At 58.4% G+C, this 16,509-nt stretch carries 19 protein-coding genes and 1 pseudogene; 7 read left to right on the top strand and 13 right to left on the bottom strand.

Annotated elements, in window-relative coordinates; translation table 11 throughout:
• Positions 1 to 18: 18 nt before the first annotated feature.
• From feaR to WFM45_RS00380, 3 genes are all read right to left on the bottom strand, one after another.
• The gene (gene feaR / locus WFM45_RS00390; RefSeq protein WP_015376780.1) at positions 19 to 918 is read right to left on the bottom strand and encodes a transcriptional regulator FeaR; all 900 of its coding nucleotides are present in this window, start codon (positions 916 to 918) and stop codon (positions 19 to 21) included.
• A 138-nt stretch (positions 919 to 1,056) separates the two neighbouring features.
• Positions 1,057 to 1,698 carry a protein disulfide oxidoreductase DsbA gene (locus tag WFM45_RS00385; RefSeq protein WP_015376779.1) on the bottom strand — a complete coding sequence of 214 codons (642 nt, stop codon included), beginning with the start codon at positions 1,696 to 1,698 and terminating at the stop codon, positions 1,057 to 1,059.
• A gap of 107 nt (positions 1,699 to 1,805) precedes the next feature.
• Positions 1,806 to 2,210: an Exc2 family lipoprotein gene (locus WFM45_RS00380; RefSeq protein WP_033634055.1), complete on the bottom strand. Its 405-nt coding sequence runs from the start codon at positions 2,208 to 2,210 to the stop codon at positions 1,806 to 1,808.
• Between the two features lie 194 nt (positions 2,211 to 2,404).
• Between WFM45_RS00380 and WFM45_RS00375 the strand changes: the two genes are divergently transcribed.
• A complete protein-coding gene (locus WFM45_RS00375) occupies positions 2,405 to 2,653 on the top strand; it encodes a hypothetical protein (RefSeq protein WP_004940639.1) in 249 nt (82 codons plus the stop codon).
• On the opposite strand, the gene WFM45_RS00370 is transcribed toward WFM45_RS00375, so the two are convergent.
• Entirely contained in the window at positions 2,650 to 3,417 is a 768-nt protein-coding gene (locus WFM45_RS00370) for an NAD(P)H-dependent oxidoreductase (protein WP_085336581.1), read from the bottom strand. The genes WFM45_RS00375 and WFM45_RS00370 overlap by 4 nt on opposite strands.
• Before the next feature lie 84 nt (positions 3,418 to 3,501).
• Here WFM45_RS00370 and WFM45_RS00365 point away from each other — a divergent pair, with 84 nt between their 5' ends.
• Positions 3,502 to 3,882, top strand: a complete 381-nt coding sequence (locus WFM45_RS00365) for a winged helix-turn-helix transcriptional regulator (protein ID WP_033634059.1) — start codon at positions 3,502 to 3,504, stop codon at positions 3,880 to 3,882.
• Here WFM45_RS00365 and WFM45_RS00360 read toward each other — a convergent pair.
• The gene (locus WFM45_RS00360; protein WP_085336582.1) at positions 3,879 to 4,460 is read right to left on the bottom strand and encodes a flavin reductase family protein; all 582 of its coding nucleotides are present in this window, start codon (positions 4,458 to 4,460) and stop codon (positions 3,879 to 3,881) included. The genes WFM45_RS00365 and WFM45_RS00360 overlap by 4 nt on opposite strands.
• Before the next feature lie 174 nt (positions 4,461 to 4,634).
• On the opposite strand from WFM45_RS00360, the gene WFM45_RS00355 reads away from it, so the two are divergent.
• From WFM45_RS00355 to WFM45_RS00335, 5 genes are all read left to right on the top strand, one after another.
• On the top strand, positions 4,635 to 6,236 hold the full coding sequence (locus WFM45_RS00355; protein ID WP_336954028.1) for an ABC transporter substrate-binding protein: 1,602 nt from the start codon (positions 4,635 to 4,637) through the stop codon (positions 6,234 to 6,236).
• Positions 6,237 to 6,514: 278 nt separating this feature from the next.
• The gene (cybB, locus tag WFM45_RS00350; RefSeq protein ID WP_080352430.1) at positions 6,515 to 7,039 is read left to right on the top strand and encodes a cytochrome b561; all 525 of its coding nucleotides are present in this window, start codon (positions 6,515 to 6,517) and stop codon (positions 7,037 to 7,039) included.
• Positions 7,040 to 7,092: 53 nt separating this feature from the next.
• Entirely contained in the window at positions 7,093 to 8,379 is a 1,287-nt protein-coding gene (locus WFM45_RS00345) for a hypothetical protein (protein WP_048322289.1), read from the top strand.
• Entirely contained in the window at positions 8,376 to 9,551 is a 1,176-nt protein-coding gene (locus tag WFM45_RS00340; RefSeq protein WP_336954025.1) for a hypothetical protein, read from the top strand. Before WFM45_RS00345 ends, WFM45_RS00340 begins: the two co-directional genes overlap by 4 nt.
• A 16-nt stretch (positions 9,552 to 9,567) precedes the next feature.
• The gene (locus WFM45_RS00335) at positions 9,568 to 10,272 is read left to right on the top strand and encodes a hypothetical protein (RefSeq protein ID WP_060558664.1); all 705 of its coding nucleotides are present in this window, start codon (positions 9,568 to 9,570) and stop codon (positions 10,270 to 10,272) included.
• A gap of 66 nt (positions 10,273 to 10,338) precedes the next feature.
• Here the strand turns inward: WFM45_RS00335 and pqqE are convergent, their stop codons facing one another.
• The 8 genes and pseudogenes from pqqE to WFM45_RS00295 all read right to left on the bottom strand — a co-directional run bounded on the left by pqqE (position 10,339) and on the right by WFM45_RS00295 (position 16,320).
• Positions 10,339 to 11,475 carry a pyrroloquinoline quinone biosynthesis protein PqqE gene (gene pqqE / locus WFM45_RS00330; RefSeq protein ID WP_336954021.1) on the bottom strand — a complete coding sequence of 379 codons (1,137 nt, stop codon included), beginning with the start codon at positions 11,473 to 11,475 and terminating at the stop codon, positions 10,339 to 10,341.
• Positions 11,468 to 11,746, bottom strand: a complete 279-nt coding sequence (gene pqqD, locus WFM45_RS00325) for a pyrroloquinoline quinone biosynthesis peptide chaperone PqqD (RefSeq protein ID WP_166729981.1) — start codon at positions 11,744 to 11,746, stop codon at positions 11,468 to 11,470. The genes pqqE and pqqD overlap by 8 nt, the downstream gene beginning before the upstream one ends.
• Positions 11,747 to 11,817: 71 nt before the next feature.
• A pseudogene (locus tag WFM45_RS00320) lies at positions 11,818 to 12,015 on the bottom strand (pyrroloquinoline-quinone synthase PqqC); the annotation flags it as partial.
• A gap of 9 nt (positions 12,016 to 12,024) precedes the next feature.
• The gene (pqqB, locus tag WFM45_RS00315) at positions 12,025 to 12,936 is read right to left on the bottom strand and encodes a pyrroloquinoline quinone biosynthesis protein PqqB (protein ID WP_336954018.1); all 912 of its coding nucleotides are present in this window, start codon (positions 12,934 to 12,936) and stop codon (positions 12,025 to 12,027) included.
• Between the two features lie 58 nt (positions 12,937 to 12,994).
• A complete protein-coding gene (pqqA, locus tag WFM45_RS00310) occupies positions 12,995 to 13,072 on the bottom strand; it encodes a pyrroloquinoline quinone precursor peptide PqqA (RefSeq protein ID WP_004930284.1) in 78 nt (25 codons plus the stop codon).
• 104 nt (positions 13,073 to 13,176) lie between these two features.
• Positions 13,177 to 14,601, bottom strand: a complete 1,425-nt coding sequence (locus WFM45_RS00305) for a glucose/sorbosone family PQQ-dependent dehydrogenase (protein WP_004930281.1) — start codon at positions 14,599 to 14,601, stop codon at positions 13,177 to 13,179.
• A gap of 165 nt (positions 14,602 to 14,766) precedes the next feature.
• Positions 14,767 to 15,390 carry an isochorismate family cysteine hydrolase YcaC gene (ycaC, locus tag WFM45_RS00300; RefSeq protein WP_015376766.1) on the bottom strand — a complete coding sequence of 208 codons (624 nt, stop codon included), beginning with the start codon at positions 15,388 to 15,390 and terminating at the stop codon, positions 14,767 to 14,769.
• Between the two features lie 471 nt (positions 15,391 to 15,861).
• On the bottom strand, positions 15,862 to 16,320 hold the full coding sequence (locus tag WFM45_RS00295; protein ID WP_033634152.1) for a helix-turn-helix domain-containing protein: 459 nt from the start codon (positions 16,318 to 16,320) through the stop codon (positions 15,862 to 15,864).
• Positions 16,321 to 16,509: the final 189 nt, after the last annotated feature.

The raw sequence follows: 16,509 nt of genomic DNA, 5'->3' as shown, positions 1-16,509 counted from the left end.
CCTGGCCCGCGCCCTGACTTACTGATACTGCCGACGGTACTCGCTCGGCGACATGCCGAAACGCTGCTTGAAAGCGGTCGAGAAATGGCTGTGATCGGCGAAGCCCCAGTCGAGGCCGACTCCGGCCAGCTTTTCTTGCCCGGCGGCGCTGCGCAGCGCCTGCGCGCACAGATCCAGCCTGCGGTTCCTGATGTACTGGGCCACCACCAGCCCCTGGCGGGCGAACAGCCGATACAGACTGCGCAGCGACACCCCCAACTCGGCCGCCACCCACTCAGGGCGCAGCTGCGCCGACTGAATATGCCTGTCGATCAACGCCAGCGCCTTGTCGAAGACCGGTTGTTGCCCCTCCGGACGCGCCTGTTCGAGCGCCAACGCCGGGCGCAGCAGCGCCGCCAGCGCATTCAGCACCGCCTCGCTTTCCGCCGCGGCGAGCTGAGGATCCTGCATGCTGCTCAGCACCAGCTGGCGGCTGAGGCGCACCGCGCTGAGCTCGGCCCCGAGACGCTGCGCACCAGGCGGCGGCAGCGGCAGGCAGCCGCGCGGCAACAACAGGGAGATTTGGCGCGAATCGCGCTGGAAGGTGAAGCTGCTGGGCCGTGAGGCATCGATCAGCGTCATGTCGCCGGGGGAGAGCAGCGTTTGGCGATCGCCCTGCTCCATCAACGCGCTGCCGCGCAGCTGGATGACGGTGAAAAAGTGCGCGCCGTCGCTGCGGGCGATCTCACGCGGCGTGCGGTACAACCGGGCCTGAGACACGTCGACCACACTCAGGCGCAGGGCATGGGCGCGAAACTCCTGCATCGCCCCGCGAAAGCCGGGCCCCAACGTTTTCGCGCAGAATCGGCCGCAGGCGGTGTTGATTTTCCCCAGCCACTCTTCGAAGCCGACGTCCCGGAGCGTTGCCAATGCCGTCATGATCTCTCCCTTCAAACAGCAGCGGTGCTGCGCCGTTGAACAGAAAAACACCATAACAATCCGTTAACACACAATCAATGGCGAGCGGGGGATTTGGCGCCGCGATCACAGATCACCGGGCGCCGGGGAGGCATCGCCTTAAGGCTGCGTATCCAACAGATGGCGCACCACCGCCGCGTACTCTTTGGCGTAACCTTCGACGCTGGTGCTGGCCATGCCGGCATTATCTATCTTGTATTTGCCTGCCACGTAGAACGACGGGGTGCCGCGCACCTCGAACGCTTTCACCGCTTCGTTCTGCTTGGCGATCAATCCTTTGACCAGCAGGCTGTGGCGCGCGTTTTCGTAGGTGGCGGCATCGATGCCGGCCGCCGTGAACACCCGCTGAATATCGTCGGCGCCGTTGACGGCGCGCTGTTTCTGCACCGCGTCAAACATCGCGCCTTCAATCTTGTCTTCCACGCCCAGCACCGTCGCCACCGCCCAGGCTTCGGTCAGCTCATTGCCCAGTTTGCCCATCAGGCTGACGTGATATTTGGTGACTTTCTCACCGGCGGGCAGCGCCTGCGCCACGGTGCTGCCTACGCGGTAGGTTTCGGCGAACTGATAGCAAGGCCCGCAGTAGAAGGAGAAAAACTCCACCACCGCCGGTGCGGCGGCCACCGGCTTATCCAGCCGGGTATATTGCTCGCCCGCACGGTAATCCGCGGCCTGCACCGCGGGCAGCGCCAACATCAATACGACGGCGGCGGCGAACGAACGCTTAACTTTTGCCAACATAAACACTCCTGGTTTCTTCTATGAACATCGTCCTTAGCGGCGGTTTTTATAATCAAATAACCGCCAGAAGGCCAGTTTTTATTACCTTCTGTTTATGTGGGATTAAGTCAGCGCCCTTCGTAGCCGTCCCAATAGGCGCCTACCGCTTCCTGCGACAGCACCTGGCGGCGTTTAGGATTGTCGGTGCTGCTGTAGGCGCGATTGATGAAAATGGTTTTGTGTTGCATGTTCTGCTGGAATTCCGCGCTGGCCAGGTAGTCGGCCTTTTTCTGCGCTTCGCTGCGCGCCACGCCCGCCGCGCGATCCTTTTTCCCCTGCTGATAGAACTGTTCGAACATCGGCACGGCGTTTTTAATGCTGCCGTTCACATCGGTGCGGAATTGCGGATCGAAGTCGTCGCGGGTTTGATAAACGTAGTGTTTGGCATGCTGCTCTGCGCTGCTGAGGGAGTGAGTGCAGGCGCTGAGCGCCAACAGCGGCAACAGCAGCGCCGCGCTTTTCAGTCTTTTCATGTCGTCTGTCCCTGTCAGTGAGGAAGGTTCCTTTAGCGCCAAGAGCATAGCGCCAGCCCCCGGTGAACGTCAAACGACAAAAATACGCATCACTTTGTTTTATATTAATATTATATACATTGATTGGTATTCATTGCCTGAAACACTATGCTTTAACAGAACAGGGTAAACACTCACCGACAGCGAGGCGGCCAATGAAACCGATCGACAAAAGCGTGGGGGAGTACGACCTCACGGCGGAAAAAAAAGCGGGCATGATCACCGGCACCATCCGCGGTGAACTGCCGGACAGCGACGCGAATCTGCCGCTGCTGCCCTTCTCCGGCACCTTCGCCGGCCCGAGCGTGGCCGAAGCCATCGCCGATATTCAGCAGCAGTTCCCCGACATCGAACCGGCGATTATCGACGATTTGCGCGAGGAACTGCTGAAGGCCGGGTTCTAAGCCGGATCTCGGTGCCGCACGAACGGACTGTAGACCGGCGCGCCGGGCTTCAGCGCCAGATCGGCGTCAAAATCTTCATTACGGTTGAACGGCACCGCCGGCCAGGCGGCAAGGTCGCTTAAGCCAGCCCGATACGCCTGCGTCACCTGCGCCAACGCGGCGTTTTGCGCCTGCCGCTCCTCGCCCGCCAGCCCGCCGCGCACGCCATAGACCAGGAACGGCTCCAGCACGCTAAAGCCGATATAGTGCAGCGCATGCATGATCGGCCACAGCATCAGCCGCATGTCACCGTCGCGCCCGTCCGGCGCGCAGGCCTGTGCGGAAGCGCCGGCGGTGACGGTCAGCAGCGCCCGCTTGCCGCGCATCACGCCGTTCTCATGGCGGTGGCGGCTGTCGTAGATCCCGCCGTAAACGAACACCCGATCCATCCAGCCCTTGATGATGGCCGGCGCGCCGAACCACCAGAAAGGGAACTGCAGCACCAGCGTATCCGCCCAGCTCAGCAGCTCGATATGCCGCCGGATCTCCGCCGGCAGCGCCTGGATCGTCCAGTGATGGCGCTGCTCCTGCATCGCATCGAACCGGTCCGCCTGCTTTCTGCTGGGGTAGTGGCCGGCGCCCTCGCGCGGATCAAATCCCTCCTGATACAGATCGACCGTTTTCACCTGATGCCCCTGCGCCAGCCAGGCCTGCCGCGCCTGTTCGGCCAAATGGGCATTGAAAGAATGCGGCTCGGGGTGAGCCAGCACAATCAGCACGTTCATCCTGTTTCTCCCGTTGTAAGGTGGTGCTGTTATGCTGTGGCTTTATCGCCCTCTTGGCAATTACGCACCTGAAGGTAACCCCCAATGGCTTATCCCGGCGACGTCTATTCGAGCAAGTGCTCCGCGCGCGATGCGCTGGCGCTGATTTCCGGCAAGTGGGTAATGTTGATCCTGCCCGCGCTGGCGCAGCGGCCGATGCGCAACGGCGAGCTGCTGCGCCGCATCGACGGCATTTCGCAGAAGGTGCTGACGCAAACGCTGCGCCAGCTGGAACGCAACGGGCTGCTCGAGCGGCTGGATTTAAGTGAAAAGAATCAGGCCCATGTGGAATACCGCCTCAGCGCCGTCGCCTGCTCGCTGGTCGAGACGCTGACGGCGCTGGATAAGTGGGCGGAATACCACTTCCCCGAGCTGGACGCCGCCCGCGAGCGCTATGATGCAGACCGCAAACGCAAGGCCGATTAAAGCGGTTTGGCCCGCAGCGTCTCGCCGCTGCGCACGAAGTTGCCCGCCCCCAGATGATGAATGGTGTGCAGATCCGCATTGGCGGCGGTGAAGTGCCAGCGCCCCTGTTGGAACACCCGCTCGTCCGCCGCCGCGCTCAGCACCTCGCCGAAACAGGTGTCGTATTTTTCCTGCGCGCCGCTTTCCGGCAGCAAGCGACACTCCAGCCACGCCACGCAGCCCTGTTCGATCAGCGGTACCTGCAGCGCTGCACTCGGCATCGCTGCGATATGGAAACGGGAAAATTTGTCTTCATCCAGCCCGGACACGCTGCCCACCGCGTAGGTGGCGTCGATGAACATCGCCGCCGGCACGCAAATGCCGAATGCGCCGCTCTCTTCGATCATTTGCCGGCTGTGCGCCCCTTTGTCCACCACGATGGCGATGCGCGGCGGGCTGAACTCCACCGGCATCGACCAGGCGGCGGCCATCACGTTGCGTTTGGCGCCGTCATGGCTGCGGCTGGTGATCAATACCGTCGGACCGTGATTCAGCAGGCGGCTGGCGTGTTCGAGGGCGACAGGGCGAAAGTGGCTCATCGGGAAATCCTTGCGAGTGACTGTTTGCCCAGCAGTGTAGATCTGCGCCGCAATGGCAGGCAACGCGGGGCGCACAGAATGCGCAGATGAGAGGCTTGTTCCCGATCTCGCCATCCGTTATCTATAGTTAAATCAATTCGCCGGTAACGGCTCATTCCACCTGAGGATCTTGCCTTGACGTTTTTAAAACACCCTATCGCCGGATTGGCGCTGGCCGGCTGCGGCCTGTTGTCGGCGGGCGGCGCGCTGGCCGCTTCCGATGCGCTGGTGTACTGCACCGTCGCCTCGCCGGAATCGTTCAACCCGCAGCTTTCCAGCTCCGGGCCGACCTTTATCGCCACCTCTCAGGTGCTGTACAACCGCCTGGTAACGCTGCGTGAAAGCGATAAAACGCCCGCCCCTTCGCTGGCCACCGAGTGGAGCGTCAGCCCGGACGGCAAGACCTACACCTTCACCCTGCGCCAGGGCGTGAAATTCAACAGCAACAAATACTTCACCCCAACGCGCGACTTCAACGCCGAAGACGTGGTGTTCACCGTGATGCGGCAGAAGGATCCCGCCAACCCGTATCACAAGGTCTCCGGCGGCAACTATGAATACTTCACCGACATGGGTCTGGATAAGCTGATCACCAAGGTGGAAGCGGTGGACGAACACCACGTGCGCTTCACGCTGAGCCAGCCCAACGCCGCCTTCGTCGCCGACTGGGCGATGGATTTCGCCTCGATCCTGTCCGCCGAGTACGCCGACGCGATGCTGAAAAAGGGCACGCCGGAATACGTCGACAACTGGCCGATCGGCACCGGGCCGTTCGCGCTGCAGCAGTACAAGCAGGATTCGCTGATCCGCTACATCGCCAACCCGCACTACTGGCAGGGCGACGTGGCCAGCAAGCACCTGATCTTCTCGATTACGCCGGATCCGCAAACCCGGTTGGCCAAGCTGAAAACCAACGAATGCCAGATCATCCCGGCACCGCTGCCGGAGCAATTCGCCGCCATCAAGGCCGACGGCAACCTGCAACTGCACGACATTACCGGGCTGAACGTCGGCTATCTGGCGTTCAACACCCAGAAAAAACCGTTCGACAACCTGCTGGTGCGCCAGGCGCTGAGCTACGCGGTAGACAAGAAAGCGATCGTCGCCGCCGTGTTCAAAGACAGCGGCACCCCGGCCAACTCGCTGCTGCCGCCGGGCATGCTGGGCTACAACGATAAACTGCCGGAGTACGCCTACGATCCGCAGAAGGCGCGCGAACTGCTGAAGCAAGCCGGGCTGGAGCAGGGCTTTGAGACCGACATCTGGTCGATGCCGGTACAGCGCCCTTACAACCCGAACTCGAAGCGCATCGCCGAGATGATTCAGAGCGACTGGGCGAAGGTGGGCGTGAAGGCCAAGATCGTTACCTGGGAGTGGGGCCAGTATCTGGCCGGGCTGCGCAAAGGAGAGCAACAGAGCGCACTGTACGGCTGGGTGTCCGACAATGGCGATCCGGATAACTTCGCCACCCTGCTCGGCTGCGCCGGCGTGCAAAGCGGCGCCAACGTGGCGCGCTGGTGCGATAAGGATTACGACAGCCTGATCCAGCAGGCGATCCAGGAGAACCAGCCGCAGGCGCGCGCCAGGCTGTATCAACAGGCGCAGGTGATCTTCGCCAAACAGGCGCCGTGGCTGCCGCTGGCCACCGGCAAAGTGTTCTACGCCACCCGCAACAACCTGAGCGGCTACGTGGTGGACGTGAACGGCAGCGACTTCGCCAAGGCCAAATTAAACTGATCCCAGGCGCCGCGGCGAGAGCTGCGGCGCTACCCGCCTCATCGCTTAATAAGCTGCCAGCCTCTGAACCTACCGCGCATTAACTTCACAACTTACGATGCTAACTGCCTCCCCTGTCGCCAGGCACTTAACCCACTAAATTCATAGCTTAATAAGCGGCGTAATCCCTGGCATTTTGCTTAAACTGCATGCAGGCGCTTTCCTCGCCTGTAACATTTCGTTACCATCGGCACACAGACCCTTTAACATCAAAAGGTAACCCGGTGCAGAACACCTACATGCCGTTGCAAATTCGCCTGCACTGGCTGGTGGCGATCCTGCTGGTCATCACCTGTGTCACCATCGAGCTGCGCGGCTATGCCAAACCGGGCAGCGCCCCCTGGTACGCGCTGGTTGTCACCCACTTCAGCTGCGGCGTAACGGTGTTTGCGCTGATGATCGCCCGTCTGCTCCTGCGCTGGCGCCACCCCTCGCCCGCCATCGCGCCCAAACCGCCGAAGTGGCAAACCGGCCTGGCGCACCTGACGCACGCCCTGATTTACCTGCTGCTGCTGACGCTGCCGGTGCTGGGGGTGTATTCGCGCTATCTGGGCGGCAAGGAGTGGTATCTGTTCGGCCTGTCGATGCCGTTCGCCGACGTAGCCGATCGGCCGCAGGCACGAATGATTATCGGCTGGCACAAAACGCTGGCGTCATTCGGCTACTGGCTGATCGGCCTGCATACCGCCGCCGCGCTGTTCCACCACTATATCGTCAAGGACAATGCGCTGGTGCGCATGCTGCCGCTGATGAAAAAACGCTGAATACCCGGCGCCAGGGATGAATTTTCGGGCCACGCCCACTGACAGGGAATGACATGCAAACCCAATTTTTTAATGTGACCGTCGAACAATGCGCCTGCCAGCAGACGGCGCCCGACAACCTGGTGAGGATCATCGCCTCCGGCCAGACGTTCTTTTTTTACCGCGACGACTTCAGCGACAGCGAAAATCTGCTGGCCAGGCTCGCCGCCGGCGATCGGGTGAAGATCGGTGCCCACCGCCTGCAAGACGGCAGCTACTGGCTGCACTGGCTGCTGCACGGCACGAAAGGCCGGCTGGAGCCTGACAGGACGCTGAAATACAAGCTGAAATACTTCGCCCTGCTGCTGCTGGGCGCGGTGCTGGCCGGCGGTTTCCCGGCGGCCTTTTTCATCATGGACGGGGAAGATTCCTGGCTGACCATCGTCCTGTTCTTTATCGCCATCATCGCCGGCCTTATCGGCATCGGCATAGTGCTGTTCGTCGGTTCGGAGCTCCTGCTGATCGGGCACCGCGGCCGCAGGCGTCTGCTCCGGGCGCTGGATCGCGTGCTGCAGGGGCAAGACGTCACACCGCCCGGCTCGCTCAGCCTGAAAATCCCCGGCATCAAATACCGGGCCGTCCGCGCAGACGCTGTGCCGGCGACCGCACCGCTGCAGACCGCGCCCCCCCTCCCGGACGGCGTCGAGACCTCTGGCATCGAGACGGTCAACGCCCTGAACTACGAACTCTGCCACTATGAGATCCCGCGGCAGGTGCAGTATTTGGATACGTATGCGTGGCGTCAGAAGGAGACGCACTTCGCGTTGACGACCCGCGCGCTCAATGTCCCCAATACCAAACTGCACCCGGTATTTCGTCGGCAACATCCGCTTTTCATCGCTAAAGGCGATCCGCTGCAGGTGCTGTATTGCGAGAACGACGTCATTCCCGAGTTGCCCAAAGTGCGTGGGATCATCAATCATCGCGATCGCCAAACCTATCTCATCGGCGGCAACCGCTACTTCACCGAAGCCGGCCTTAACCTGTGCGCGCGCGTTGTCTTCATTTTTGGGGCAATCGTGGCGTGTTTTGTACTCGGCATGATGGTGGTGGATAACGCCGATACCCCGGCCGGCTTTCACCTGGATGCCTGGACCCTGAAGCGTCTCGGCAGCGAATTGCCGCCGATTATTCTGCTGCTGATGCTGATGGTCAGCGGCCTGGCGCTGTTGATCGAGGGGTTCGCCCAGATCTGCCGCCTGTACTCTTTTGACCAGCACCGCACGTTTAAAACGTTTAAATACCTGCGAAATCTGCGCCGCAGTTTATGGCGGCAGGCTCAGGTGACGGAGCTGAAATGATGACGTTAGCGCTTTATAAAAGACCCCTTATTATCCTGACGCTGTTTTTGGCCAGCGCGCTGGGCGTCTATTTGCTCGCCCCTGAGCAACGCTATGCGCAGTGGCAATGGACTCAGGGCGACCAGGCGTTGCCGACAATAGCCCGTTACGATCTCATCCACAGCTACCCGGCGCAGGACGGCGCCCTGCTGCTCACCAGCAAAAGAAGTGAAGACCGCGCGTACAATAGCTTTTACGGCTGGGCGGCCAACTATCTCAGCCAGGTGTTGTTTGCCGGCCCAAAAGGGTTACAGATGCTGGGGGAACTCGACGACTTGATCCACGATGCGGTTTGCGGCGAGCAGGAGTGCGTGCTTTTTCTCTCTAAGGGCCGCAGGCTGGTTGATGTGCAACGGGGCACCATCGGGGCGCTGATCCCCTGGCCGGAGGGCGACGACAACCGGCCTTCCTTTGTCGGCGGCAAACTGGTGGCGCAACCGGGAAAACGCGCGCTGTATCTCATCAGCACCGAAGGCGTATTTTACAGCCCGGACTTCGGCGCCCATTGGCGGCAGACGCTGGATCTGCCGGCGCTGCTGGACGCGCGGCAACTGCTGGGCTTTGAGCGCGGCGAGGAGGACTCACCGACGGCTTACGCCTCCGGTAAGCGCAAATCCGTACCCGAGATCTTCACCGCCGTTGATGGCGATCGCGTGCATTTCTGGATGAACCCGGTGCTCGGATCCGGCGCGTTACACATCGCCGTTAACGGTAAAACCGGCGAGGTGATTGAACTGCATTGGCTGCTGGTGCGCGTGGAGGAAAGCGCGCAGGCCTCGGACGGCGGCATCTACCTGATCGCCCAAACGCTGGACAGAGGACTGTATCAGCTTCTGCGTTATCAATCCGACGGGCAGTTGAAGGTGCTGCTGGAGACCGGCGATAAATCGCTGTATCAGCTCTGGGCGGGCAACGATAAGCTGGTCGCCCAAACGGATAACGGCGATGCCCGTCTTTCGCTGATTTTCGATCTGCGTTCATCCGAAGTGCGCTACCGACAGCCGTTGGAGTACCGCTACAACGGGCGCGACGACGCACGCCAAACCGTGATCGAACCGGAAAGCCACTATGGCGATGACGGGGAGACCCCGGCGCTGCCCTACTTCATTCGCTATCGCTCCACCACGCCGTGAACATAAGGAACTTGCCATGCTGTTAGGTTATGGCGCCGGCGTCGCCGGCCTGCTGGCGCTGTTATTGGCCCTGCTGCTCGCCGGCATCCTGCTCGCCTGGTGGGGCTGGCGATATGCCGCCGCCCGCTGCGGCCGCCCGCGCCCGCCGCTTTCCTGGGGCGGCTATCTATTGGCCTCGGCGCTGGCGATCTACCCGGTAGCGTTCGCGCTGATGCTGATCGACATTGCCATCCAGGATCTCAAGAGCCAGCGGGCGGAAGAACGCTGGAATCGGCGCAGCTACCTGACGCTCGAGGCGGCCAGGCCGTTCGGCGAAATCACCCTGCCAAAGGGAAGCTGGATAAACCGGCAGGAGCCGCGCCAGCCCGGCACCGAAGACAGCCCCATCACGATGGACGGTGTAACCGCCGTGCGCTTCCCTCAGCCGCAAAGCGTGGCCGGCGTGCCGATCATCGCTTTTGAGGTTTTACCGCCGGTGATGGAGCTGGCGGATGCGCATACCTTCACCCGTCCAACCGGCCAAAGGGCGCACTGCGAAGCCGGTTGGCTGGTCTCTTTCTCTTTGCCGTCGGATCAGCCGACCCCGCAGTGGGAGGAGTGGCAGGCCGGGCTGCCCGCAGCGGCGTTTCGTCCCAGCGGCTGGCTCTTTAAGGAGTGCTTCTCCGGCAGCCCGATCGCGGTGCTGACCTTGCACAACGGCGAAGTCAGGGTGCTGCCTTAAGCGTTAGACCGTGGCGTAATTTTCAAAAGGCCGTTCCGGCAGATCTCAGTGAAGACAGCACCAACGCTATCCCTTGAAGATCAGTCGGGAGTTGGTCTGGTTGCGAAAACGCAGCTGATCGATACCGATCTGCGAGCGATTCGCCGCTTCACGCGCCGCCAGAATGGTGCCGTGGTGCGGCGATTTGCCGCACACCGGGTCGGCGTTGTCGGCGTTGCCGGTCAGCATGAACGCCTGGCAGCGGCAGCCGCCGTAGTCTTGCTCTTTCTCCGAGCAGGACCGGCAGGGCTCCGGCATCCAGTCATAGCCGCGATAGCGGTTAAAGCTGAAGGAGTGGTACCAGATATGCTGCAGATCGTGCTCCAGCACCGACGGAAACGTAATCGGTAACTGACGGGCGCTGTGGCAGGGTAACGCCATGCCTTCCGGCGTCACGCTCATGAAGATGGCCCCCCAACCGCCCATGCAGCCTTTAGGCCGCTCCTCGTAGTAATCCGGTGTGACGAACAGCAGGTTGGCCAGCTTGCCGTCGGCGGCCATGCGCTCGCGATAGCGTTTCACCACCGCTTCTGCCTCGGCGATCTGTTCGCGGGTCGGCAGCAGGCCTTCACGGTTCAGGTGCGCCCAGCCGTAGAACTGGCAGGTCGCCAGCTCGACGTCGTCGGCATCCAGCTGGATCGCCAGTTCGATGATGCGGTCGATCTGGCCGATATTATGGCGATGCAACACGAAGTTGAGCACCATCGGATAACCGAGCGCCTTGACCGCCCTGGCCATCGCCAGCTTCTGCTGAAACGCCCTGGCGGAGCCCGCCAGGGCGGCGTTCAGCGTTTCGTCGCTGGCCTGAAAACTGATCTGAATATGATCCAGCCCGGCGTCGGCGAAGGTTTGCAGCTTTTTCTCGGTCAGGCCGATGCCGGAGGTGATCAGGTTGGTGTAAAACCCGAGATCGCGCGCGGCGGCGATCAGCTCGGGCAGGTCTTTACGCACCAGCGGCTCGCCTCCGGAGAAGCCGAGCTGCACGCTGCCCATCGCCCGCGCCTGGCGAAACACCTCTATCCACTGCGCGGTGGTCAGCTCTTTTTCCTGCGCGGCAAAATCGAGCGGGTTGGAGCAGTACGGACACTGCAGCGGGCAGCGGTAGGTCAGCTCCGCCAGCAGCCAGAGCGGCGGATTCACCGCCGGCGCACGTGGTTCAGTCACGGAAGGTCACCCATTTTTGTTCGTAGGCGCGCTGGAAAAACTCCAGCACGTCGTCCGCCAAGCCTTCGGCGCCGGGGAAGCGGGCGTTCAGCTGGGCAATGATGCCGTTCAGCGTGGTGTGGCCGTCGACCAGCTGCAAGATGGCGGCGGCGCTGTCGTTCAGTTTGGCCATGCCCTCCGGGTAGAGGATCACGTGGCTGTTTTGCACCGGCTCCCATTGCAGGCGGTAGCCACGGCGGAATATCGGGGTATGTTCAGGGTTCGGCGTCATTACACCAGCCTCTGGTTGTGCCAGACCCGCGCGGCGGTCACGCTGTGATAAGGCGGGCGGTTCAGGGTGTAGGCCATGATCGCCGCATCCTTGATCGGAATGCTGGTCTGGTAGTAGAAGCGGTTGGCCACCCAGCCCTGGATCTGCTCACGCGTCGCTTCGCCGTTGTGCATTGCGATGTGGTACGGGTGGTGAATGTGGTAATAAGCGCCTTTGGCGCGCAGCGCCGCTTCAAATGCCTGCGGCGTCAGGGGGCGTGGTTGCGTCATGGCGATTCCCTACAGTTCGATGTTCATGCCGTCCCAGCTCACTTCGATGCCGGCGGCGGTCAGACTTTGCCGCTCTGCCGAGTCTTCATTGAGGATCGGGTTGGTATTGTTAATGTGGATCAGGATCTTGCGTTTGGCGGGCAAGGCGCTGAGCAGGGCCGCCAGCCCGTGCTCTTCCGCCAGCGCCAGGTGCCCTATGTCCTTGCCGGTGTTGCGCCCCACGCCGGCGTTGGCCAGCTCATTGTCGCGCCACAGCGTGCCGTCGATCAGCAGGCAATCCGCCCGGCGCAGCCAGGGCATCAAGGTCTCGTCCGGCTCGCCGAGGCCCGGTGCGTACAGCAGCCCGACCCCGCGCGCGGTATCTTCGATAAACAGCGCCACGTTGTGGCCCGGCAGCGGGCGATCGCGGTACGGCGAATAGGGCGGCGCGTTGCTGAGCAGCGGAATGGCGGTGAAGCGCACGCTTGGGCAGACCGCCGTGCGGAACGGTTCGCCGGGCGTCACCGGGTGATGGTTCAACCCGCCGTTCCAGTGGGAGAGCATGGGAAACACCGGGAAGCCGGTGCTGAGATCGTCATGCACTTCAGGCGTGCACCAGACCTGATGCGGGCACCCCTCACGCAGATTGAGCAAGCCCGCGCAGTGATCGATCTGGCTGTCGGTCAGCACGATCGCGCCGATACCGGTGCCACGCAGCACGTCGGGATTGTTCAATTCGGGCGAGGCCAGCAGCTGATGGCAAATGTCCGGTGAAACGTTGCACAGTACCCAGTTTTTACCGTCATCGCTAACGGCGATGGAAGACTGCGTGCGGCGCGTGGCGTTGATGCTGTGGCTGCGAACGCCCCGGCAGTTGTCGCAGTTGCAATTCCACTGGGGAAAGCCGCCGCCCGCTGCCGAGCCGAGAACTTTTATCTGCATGTCTAAACCAGAAGAAAAGGGAAAGAAATGCCCGCGCGAAAGGCGGGCAGACGGGCGATTAACGGTTGGAAATGTACAGCGTCACTTCCAGCCCCAGACGCAGGTCAACAAACTCAGGTTTTTGCCATAACAGCATGATGTTTACCCTCTTTATGTAAAGTAACGGCAGCTAAGCCAAAAAATCCGTTCTATTCCGGCTCAATTCAGGGAGATATCATCAGATATCTCCCTTATTCACGACTACTGCCCGGTATATTCAAAGACCAGAATCGAACCGGGGTTGCTGTGATCGTGCGTAGGATGGTTGGTTTCATCCATAACGTTGCCAAAATTATCTGTCGCTACATAGATTTTCCGCGTATCAGGGCTCACCAACACCGTACGGTAACGATTCGCGGTGTGGAAATATTTAATCACATCCCCCTGCACATCCTTCTTATCCGCATTTAACGGCACTCGGTACAATGCCCCCATTTTCATGGAAGTGATAATAACCGAGTTGCGCCAAGCTTTTATCACGCCATTCTCAGGATAATACGCAATGCTGGAAGGCGCGATTGTCGGCCAACACATATAGGATGAATCGCCCTGACAACTGGCGTTGTTATAAGTAAACCCTTCTCTTACGGTAAAGAAGGTTTTCAACGGCGCTTTGAAATCAGGTGCGCTCCATTCGGTCTCTTTCTGGATCGGTACGCCCGCCGGGATATGGTTCGGATCCCATTGCAGAGACGGGCAATTTTTAGCCTCGGAGTAGTTCGCGTAAACATATGCTTGATCGTCGCGATAGCCTGCGACATGAGGCCAGCCATAGTTGCCGCCGGCTTCGAGGATATTCAACTCATCGTCGGATGAAGGCCCTTGTTCTGTGGCGTACAGCGTATTGCCGACGAAAACGAGACCTTGCGGATTACGGTGACCGTAGGTGAAAAGATGGCTTTTTATCCCGTGAATCACCGGATTATCACTTGGAACAGTGCCGTCGACATTTAAGCGAATGACTTTACCGGCGTAAGAGGAATAATCTTTTTTAGCCAGCTCGGCTTCGGTCGGGATTCGCTGAGCATCAATTTTCTTGCAGAAATTGGCACCCTGGTTGTGGCCCTGCTCGCCGATCGTGTAATACAACTTGCCATCAGGCCCAAAACGCAGGCGCCCGCCGTTATGATCGTTGCCTGCCGGGAAACCCGCCAGAATTTCTTTCTCATTCCCCAGTTTTTTGGTTTTCTCGTCATACTCGAAACGGACGATTTTTGCGTGCTCGTCATTGCCATTCATATAGGTATAGGAGGCGTAGACATAGTTATCCCCTCCCGGCTTCATGAAGTTCGGGGACAGCGCCAGCCCCAATACCCCTTCATGCTGCGGCCCGACATGCACGCCGTCAATCTTGATCGCCACCTGCTTTTCACCCGTTTGCGGGTTGATACGAACGATTGACGCAGCCTTGCGCTCCGTTACCCAGAGGTCGCCATCTGGCCCCCAAATCATGTCCCAGGGCGCATCAAGCCCATTAATCAAAACATGGGCCTTGAAAGGTTCTGCCGTTTGAACAACCGCTTGTTCCCCTTTCGGCGAGTGAGAAGCATCCGCCGCATAGGCCATACCGCAGGTCATCAGAGATATGGCAATCGCGTTGAACATCACACTGAATTTGTTATTCATAATTTCCCATCCTATGCCCAGAAACTTTTATGGATGAATATAAAGAAAAAAGGCCTGTCGATTTAAGCTCAATCACAGAGCTCTGCGATAAGGGAAAAAACACTAGCATGATACAACGCAACACATGCATCATGCCAAATATATGCAAAAAAGAGCGTTAGAAGATTACTTCTCGCTCATTTTATTAAAGCTGGTAATCAGATTTCTGTAATCTGGGATATGTGCTGAGAACAGCGCGCCCAATCCTTCAATATCATTACGCCAATCACGGTGCAATTCACAGGCAACGCCAAACCAGGTCATTAACTGCGCGCCAGCCTGAGACATTCTATCCCATGCGGAGTCACGCGTAAGTTCATTGAAGGTGCCTGATGCATCAGTCACGACGAATACATCAAAGCCTTCTTCCAGCGCTGACAACGCAGGAAATGCGACGCAAACCTCCGTAACGACCCCGGCGATAATCAATTGCTTTTTACCGGTAGCTTTGACGGCTTTAACAAAATCTTCATTATCCCAAGCGTTGATATTCCCAGGGCGAGGAATAAACGGAGCATCAGGATGGATCTCTTTTAGCTCCGGCACTAACGGGCCGTTCGGGCCAACTTCAAAACTGGTTGTTAACACCGTAGGCAGCTTGAAATACTTTGCTAAATTAGCCACAGCCAGGACATTATTTTTAAATTTATCGGGATCGATATCACGAACGAGAGAAAGCAACCCCGTTTGATGGTCGACCAATAGCACAGCGGCATCATTTTTATCAAGGCGAACATATTTCTTTGACATATCTCACTCCTTTAAATGGACCGAACGGACCGGGTATAGAACTACAGCGCCAAGACCAGCTGAAAGATGACAAAGCATAGAATAAATTTTAGTCTCTTTCAGCAGAGAAGCAAATTGAAGACACAAAATCGGAATATTAACAAAAGGCTGATTAAATAAGCCACTCCATCAATCATTTACCTCCCCCCTGAAACAAAATTGGCTTGTCTCGTGAAAAAACCTTAAAAGAAATCAACATTTTCTTATATAACCAAGGGGGGTATCAGCTCTTAAACCCGGTAAAAACTGAAAAAAATATTTAAAAATCAAATTATTACCTTTCCATGATCGCCATGTGCATTTCACTGTTTTCAGTCTAATGGAGAGCGTCCTTTTTAATAGGGTTAAACGTGCCATTTTTTTTGCTCAAAGTGACAAGGCATCAAAAGCAAAAGGGGCAATCACCAGACGTCAATTAAAATTAGAATTTAACTATATTAATAATTTACGCATTCCCTCCATGGCAGAGACCCGCATGGCGGGATTCATGGAGGTCGTTGAACAATGGCTGTTATTAATCAATGCCGGAAAAGAAACCGTGCCGTTTCTGCTTAACCGACGAATAACACCGGGTGAAAGCGTGAATGTTTTATCAATCACTCGGCTAAATGCCTGTTGACTATTGAAGCCTAACATAAAAGCAATATCAATTATTGGTATATCCGTTTCCGTCAAAGCATAGTACGCAAAGAGCGCCCTTCTCTCTCTGACATAACCGCCCAGGTTGATACCGGCCCGCATTTTAAACACTCGCTGCAGATGCCATTTAGAATAACCTGACTTTCTGGATATGGCATCAATACTCAAATCCCCACCTAAGTTATTATCAATCCAAATAATAATTTCTCGAACGACGCGCTCGCTGATCTTTCCGTTAAATTCGTCAGACATCTTCTCCCTCCTCATTTAATTAACTTCATTGCACAAATAACCAATGGCAGAAAAAGAATGTGCTGTCAAATTATCCCGCAACCTGTCACTCACAGCCAATTGAGTGACGCCCAAAGCAAATTCCGGTTTAAATAATTATCATCACGGCGGTTTACTTAAGCCCCTTAAAACAATCCCCCCTTGTATTAC

Origin of the sequence: Serratia sp. KG1D (assembly GCF_037150675.1) — a bacterium.
In the GTDB taxonomy this organism is placed as follows: domain Bacteria; phylum Pseudomonadota; class Gammaproteobacteria; order Enterobacterales; family Enterobacteriaceae; genus Serratia; species Serratia nematodiphila.
The sequence above is the reverse complement of the archived record's forward strand: the minus strand, read 5'-3'. Positions and strand labels throughout refer to the sequence as shown.

Bases quoted from the DNA above. Each gene is read 5' to 3' on its own strand.
- feaR (WP_015376780.1), bottom strand. From the start codon at position 918: ATGACGGCATTGGCAACGCTCCGGGACGTCGGCTTCGAAGAGTGGCTG.
- WFM45_RS00385 (WP_015376779.1), bottom strand. From the start codon at position 1,698: ATGTTGGCAAAAGTTAAGCGTTCGTTCGCCGCCGCCGTCGTATTGATG.
- WFM45_RS00380 (WP_033634055.1), bottom strand. From the start codon at position 2,210: ATGAAAAGACTGAAAAGCGCGGCGCTGCTGTTGCCGCTGTTGGCGCTC.
- WFM45_RS00375 (WP_004940639.1), top strand. From the start codon at position 2,405: ATGAAACCGATCGACAAAAGCGTGGGGGAGTACGACCTCACGGCGGAA.
- WFM45_RS00370 (WP_085336581.1), bottom strand. From the start codon at position 3,417: ATGAACGTGCTGATTGTGCTGGCTCACCCCGAGCCGCATTCTTTCAAT.
- WFM45_RS00365 (WP_033634059.1), top strand. From the start codon at position 3,502: ATGGCTTATCCCGGCGACGTCTATTCGAGCAAGTGCTCCGCGCGCGAT.
- WFM45_RS00360 (WP_085336582.1), bottom strand. From the start codon at position 4,460: ATGAGCCACTTTCGCCCTGTCGCCCTCGAACACGCCAGCCGCCTGCTG.
- cybB (WP_080352430.1), top strand. From the start codon at position 6,515: ATGCCGTTGCAAATTCGCCTGCACTGGCTGGTGGCGATCCTGCTGGTC.
- WFM45_RS00345 (WP_048322289.1), top strand. From the start codon at position 7,093: ATGCAAACCCAATTTTTTAATGTGACCGTCGAACAATGCGCCTGCCAG.
- WFM45_RS00340 (WP_336954025.1), top strand. From the start codon at position 8,376: ATGATGACGTTAGCGCTTTATAAAAGACCCCTTATTATCCTGACGCTG.
- WFM45_RS00335 (WP_060558664.1), top strand. From the start codon at position 9,568: ATGCTGTTAGGTTATGGCGCCGGCGTCGCCGGCCTGCTGGCGCTGTTA.
- pqqD (WP_166729981.1), bottom strand. From the start codon at position 11,746: ATGACGCCGAACCCTGAACATACCCCGATATTCCGCCGTGGCTACCGC.
- pqqB (WP_336954018.1), bottom strand. From the start codon at position 12,936: ATGCAGATAAAAGTTCTCGGCTCGGCAGCGGGCGGCGGCTTTCCCCAG.
- pqqA (WP_004930284.1), bottom strand. From the start codon at position 13,072: ATGCTGTTATGGCAAAAACCTGAGTTTGTTGACCTGCGTCTGGGGCTG.
- WFM45_RS00305 (WP_004930281.1), bottom strand. From the start codon at position 14,601: ATGAATAACAAATTCAGTGTGATGTTCAACGCGATTGCCATATCTCTG.
- ycaC (WP_015376766.1), bottom strand. From the start codon at position 15,390: ATGTCAAAGAAATATGTTCGCCTTGATAAAAATGATGCCGCTGTGCTA.
- WFM45_RS00295 (WP_033634152.1), bottom strand. From the start codon at position 16,320: ATGTCTGACGAATTTAACGGAAAGATCAGCGAGCGCGTCGTTCGAGAA.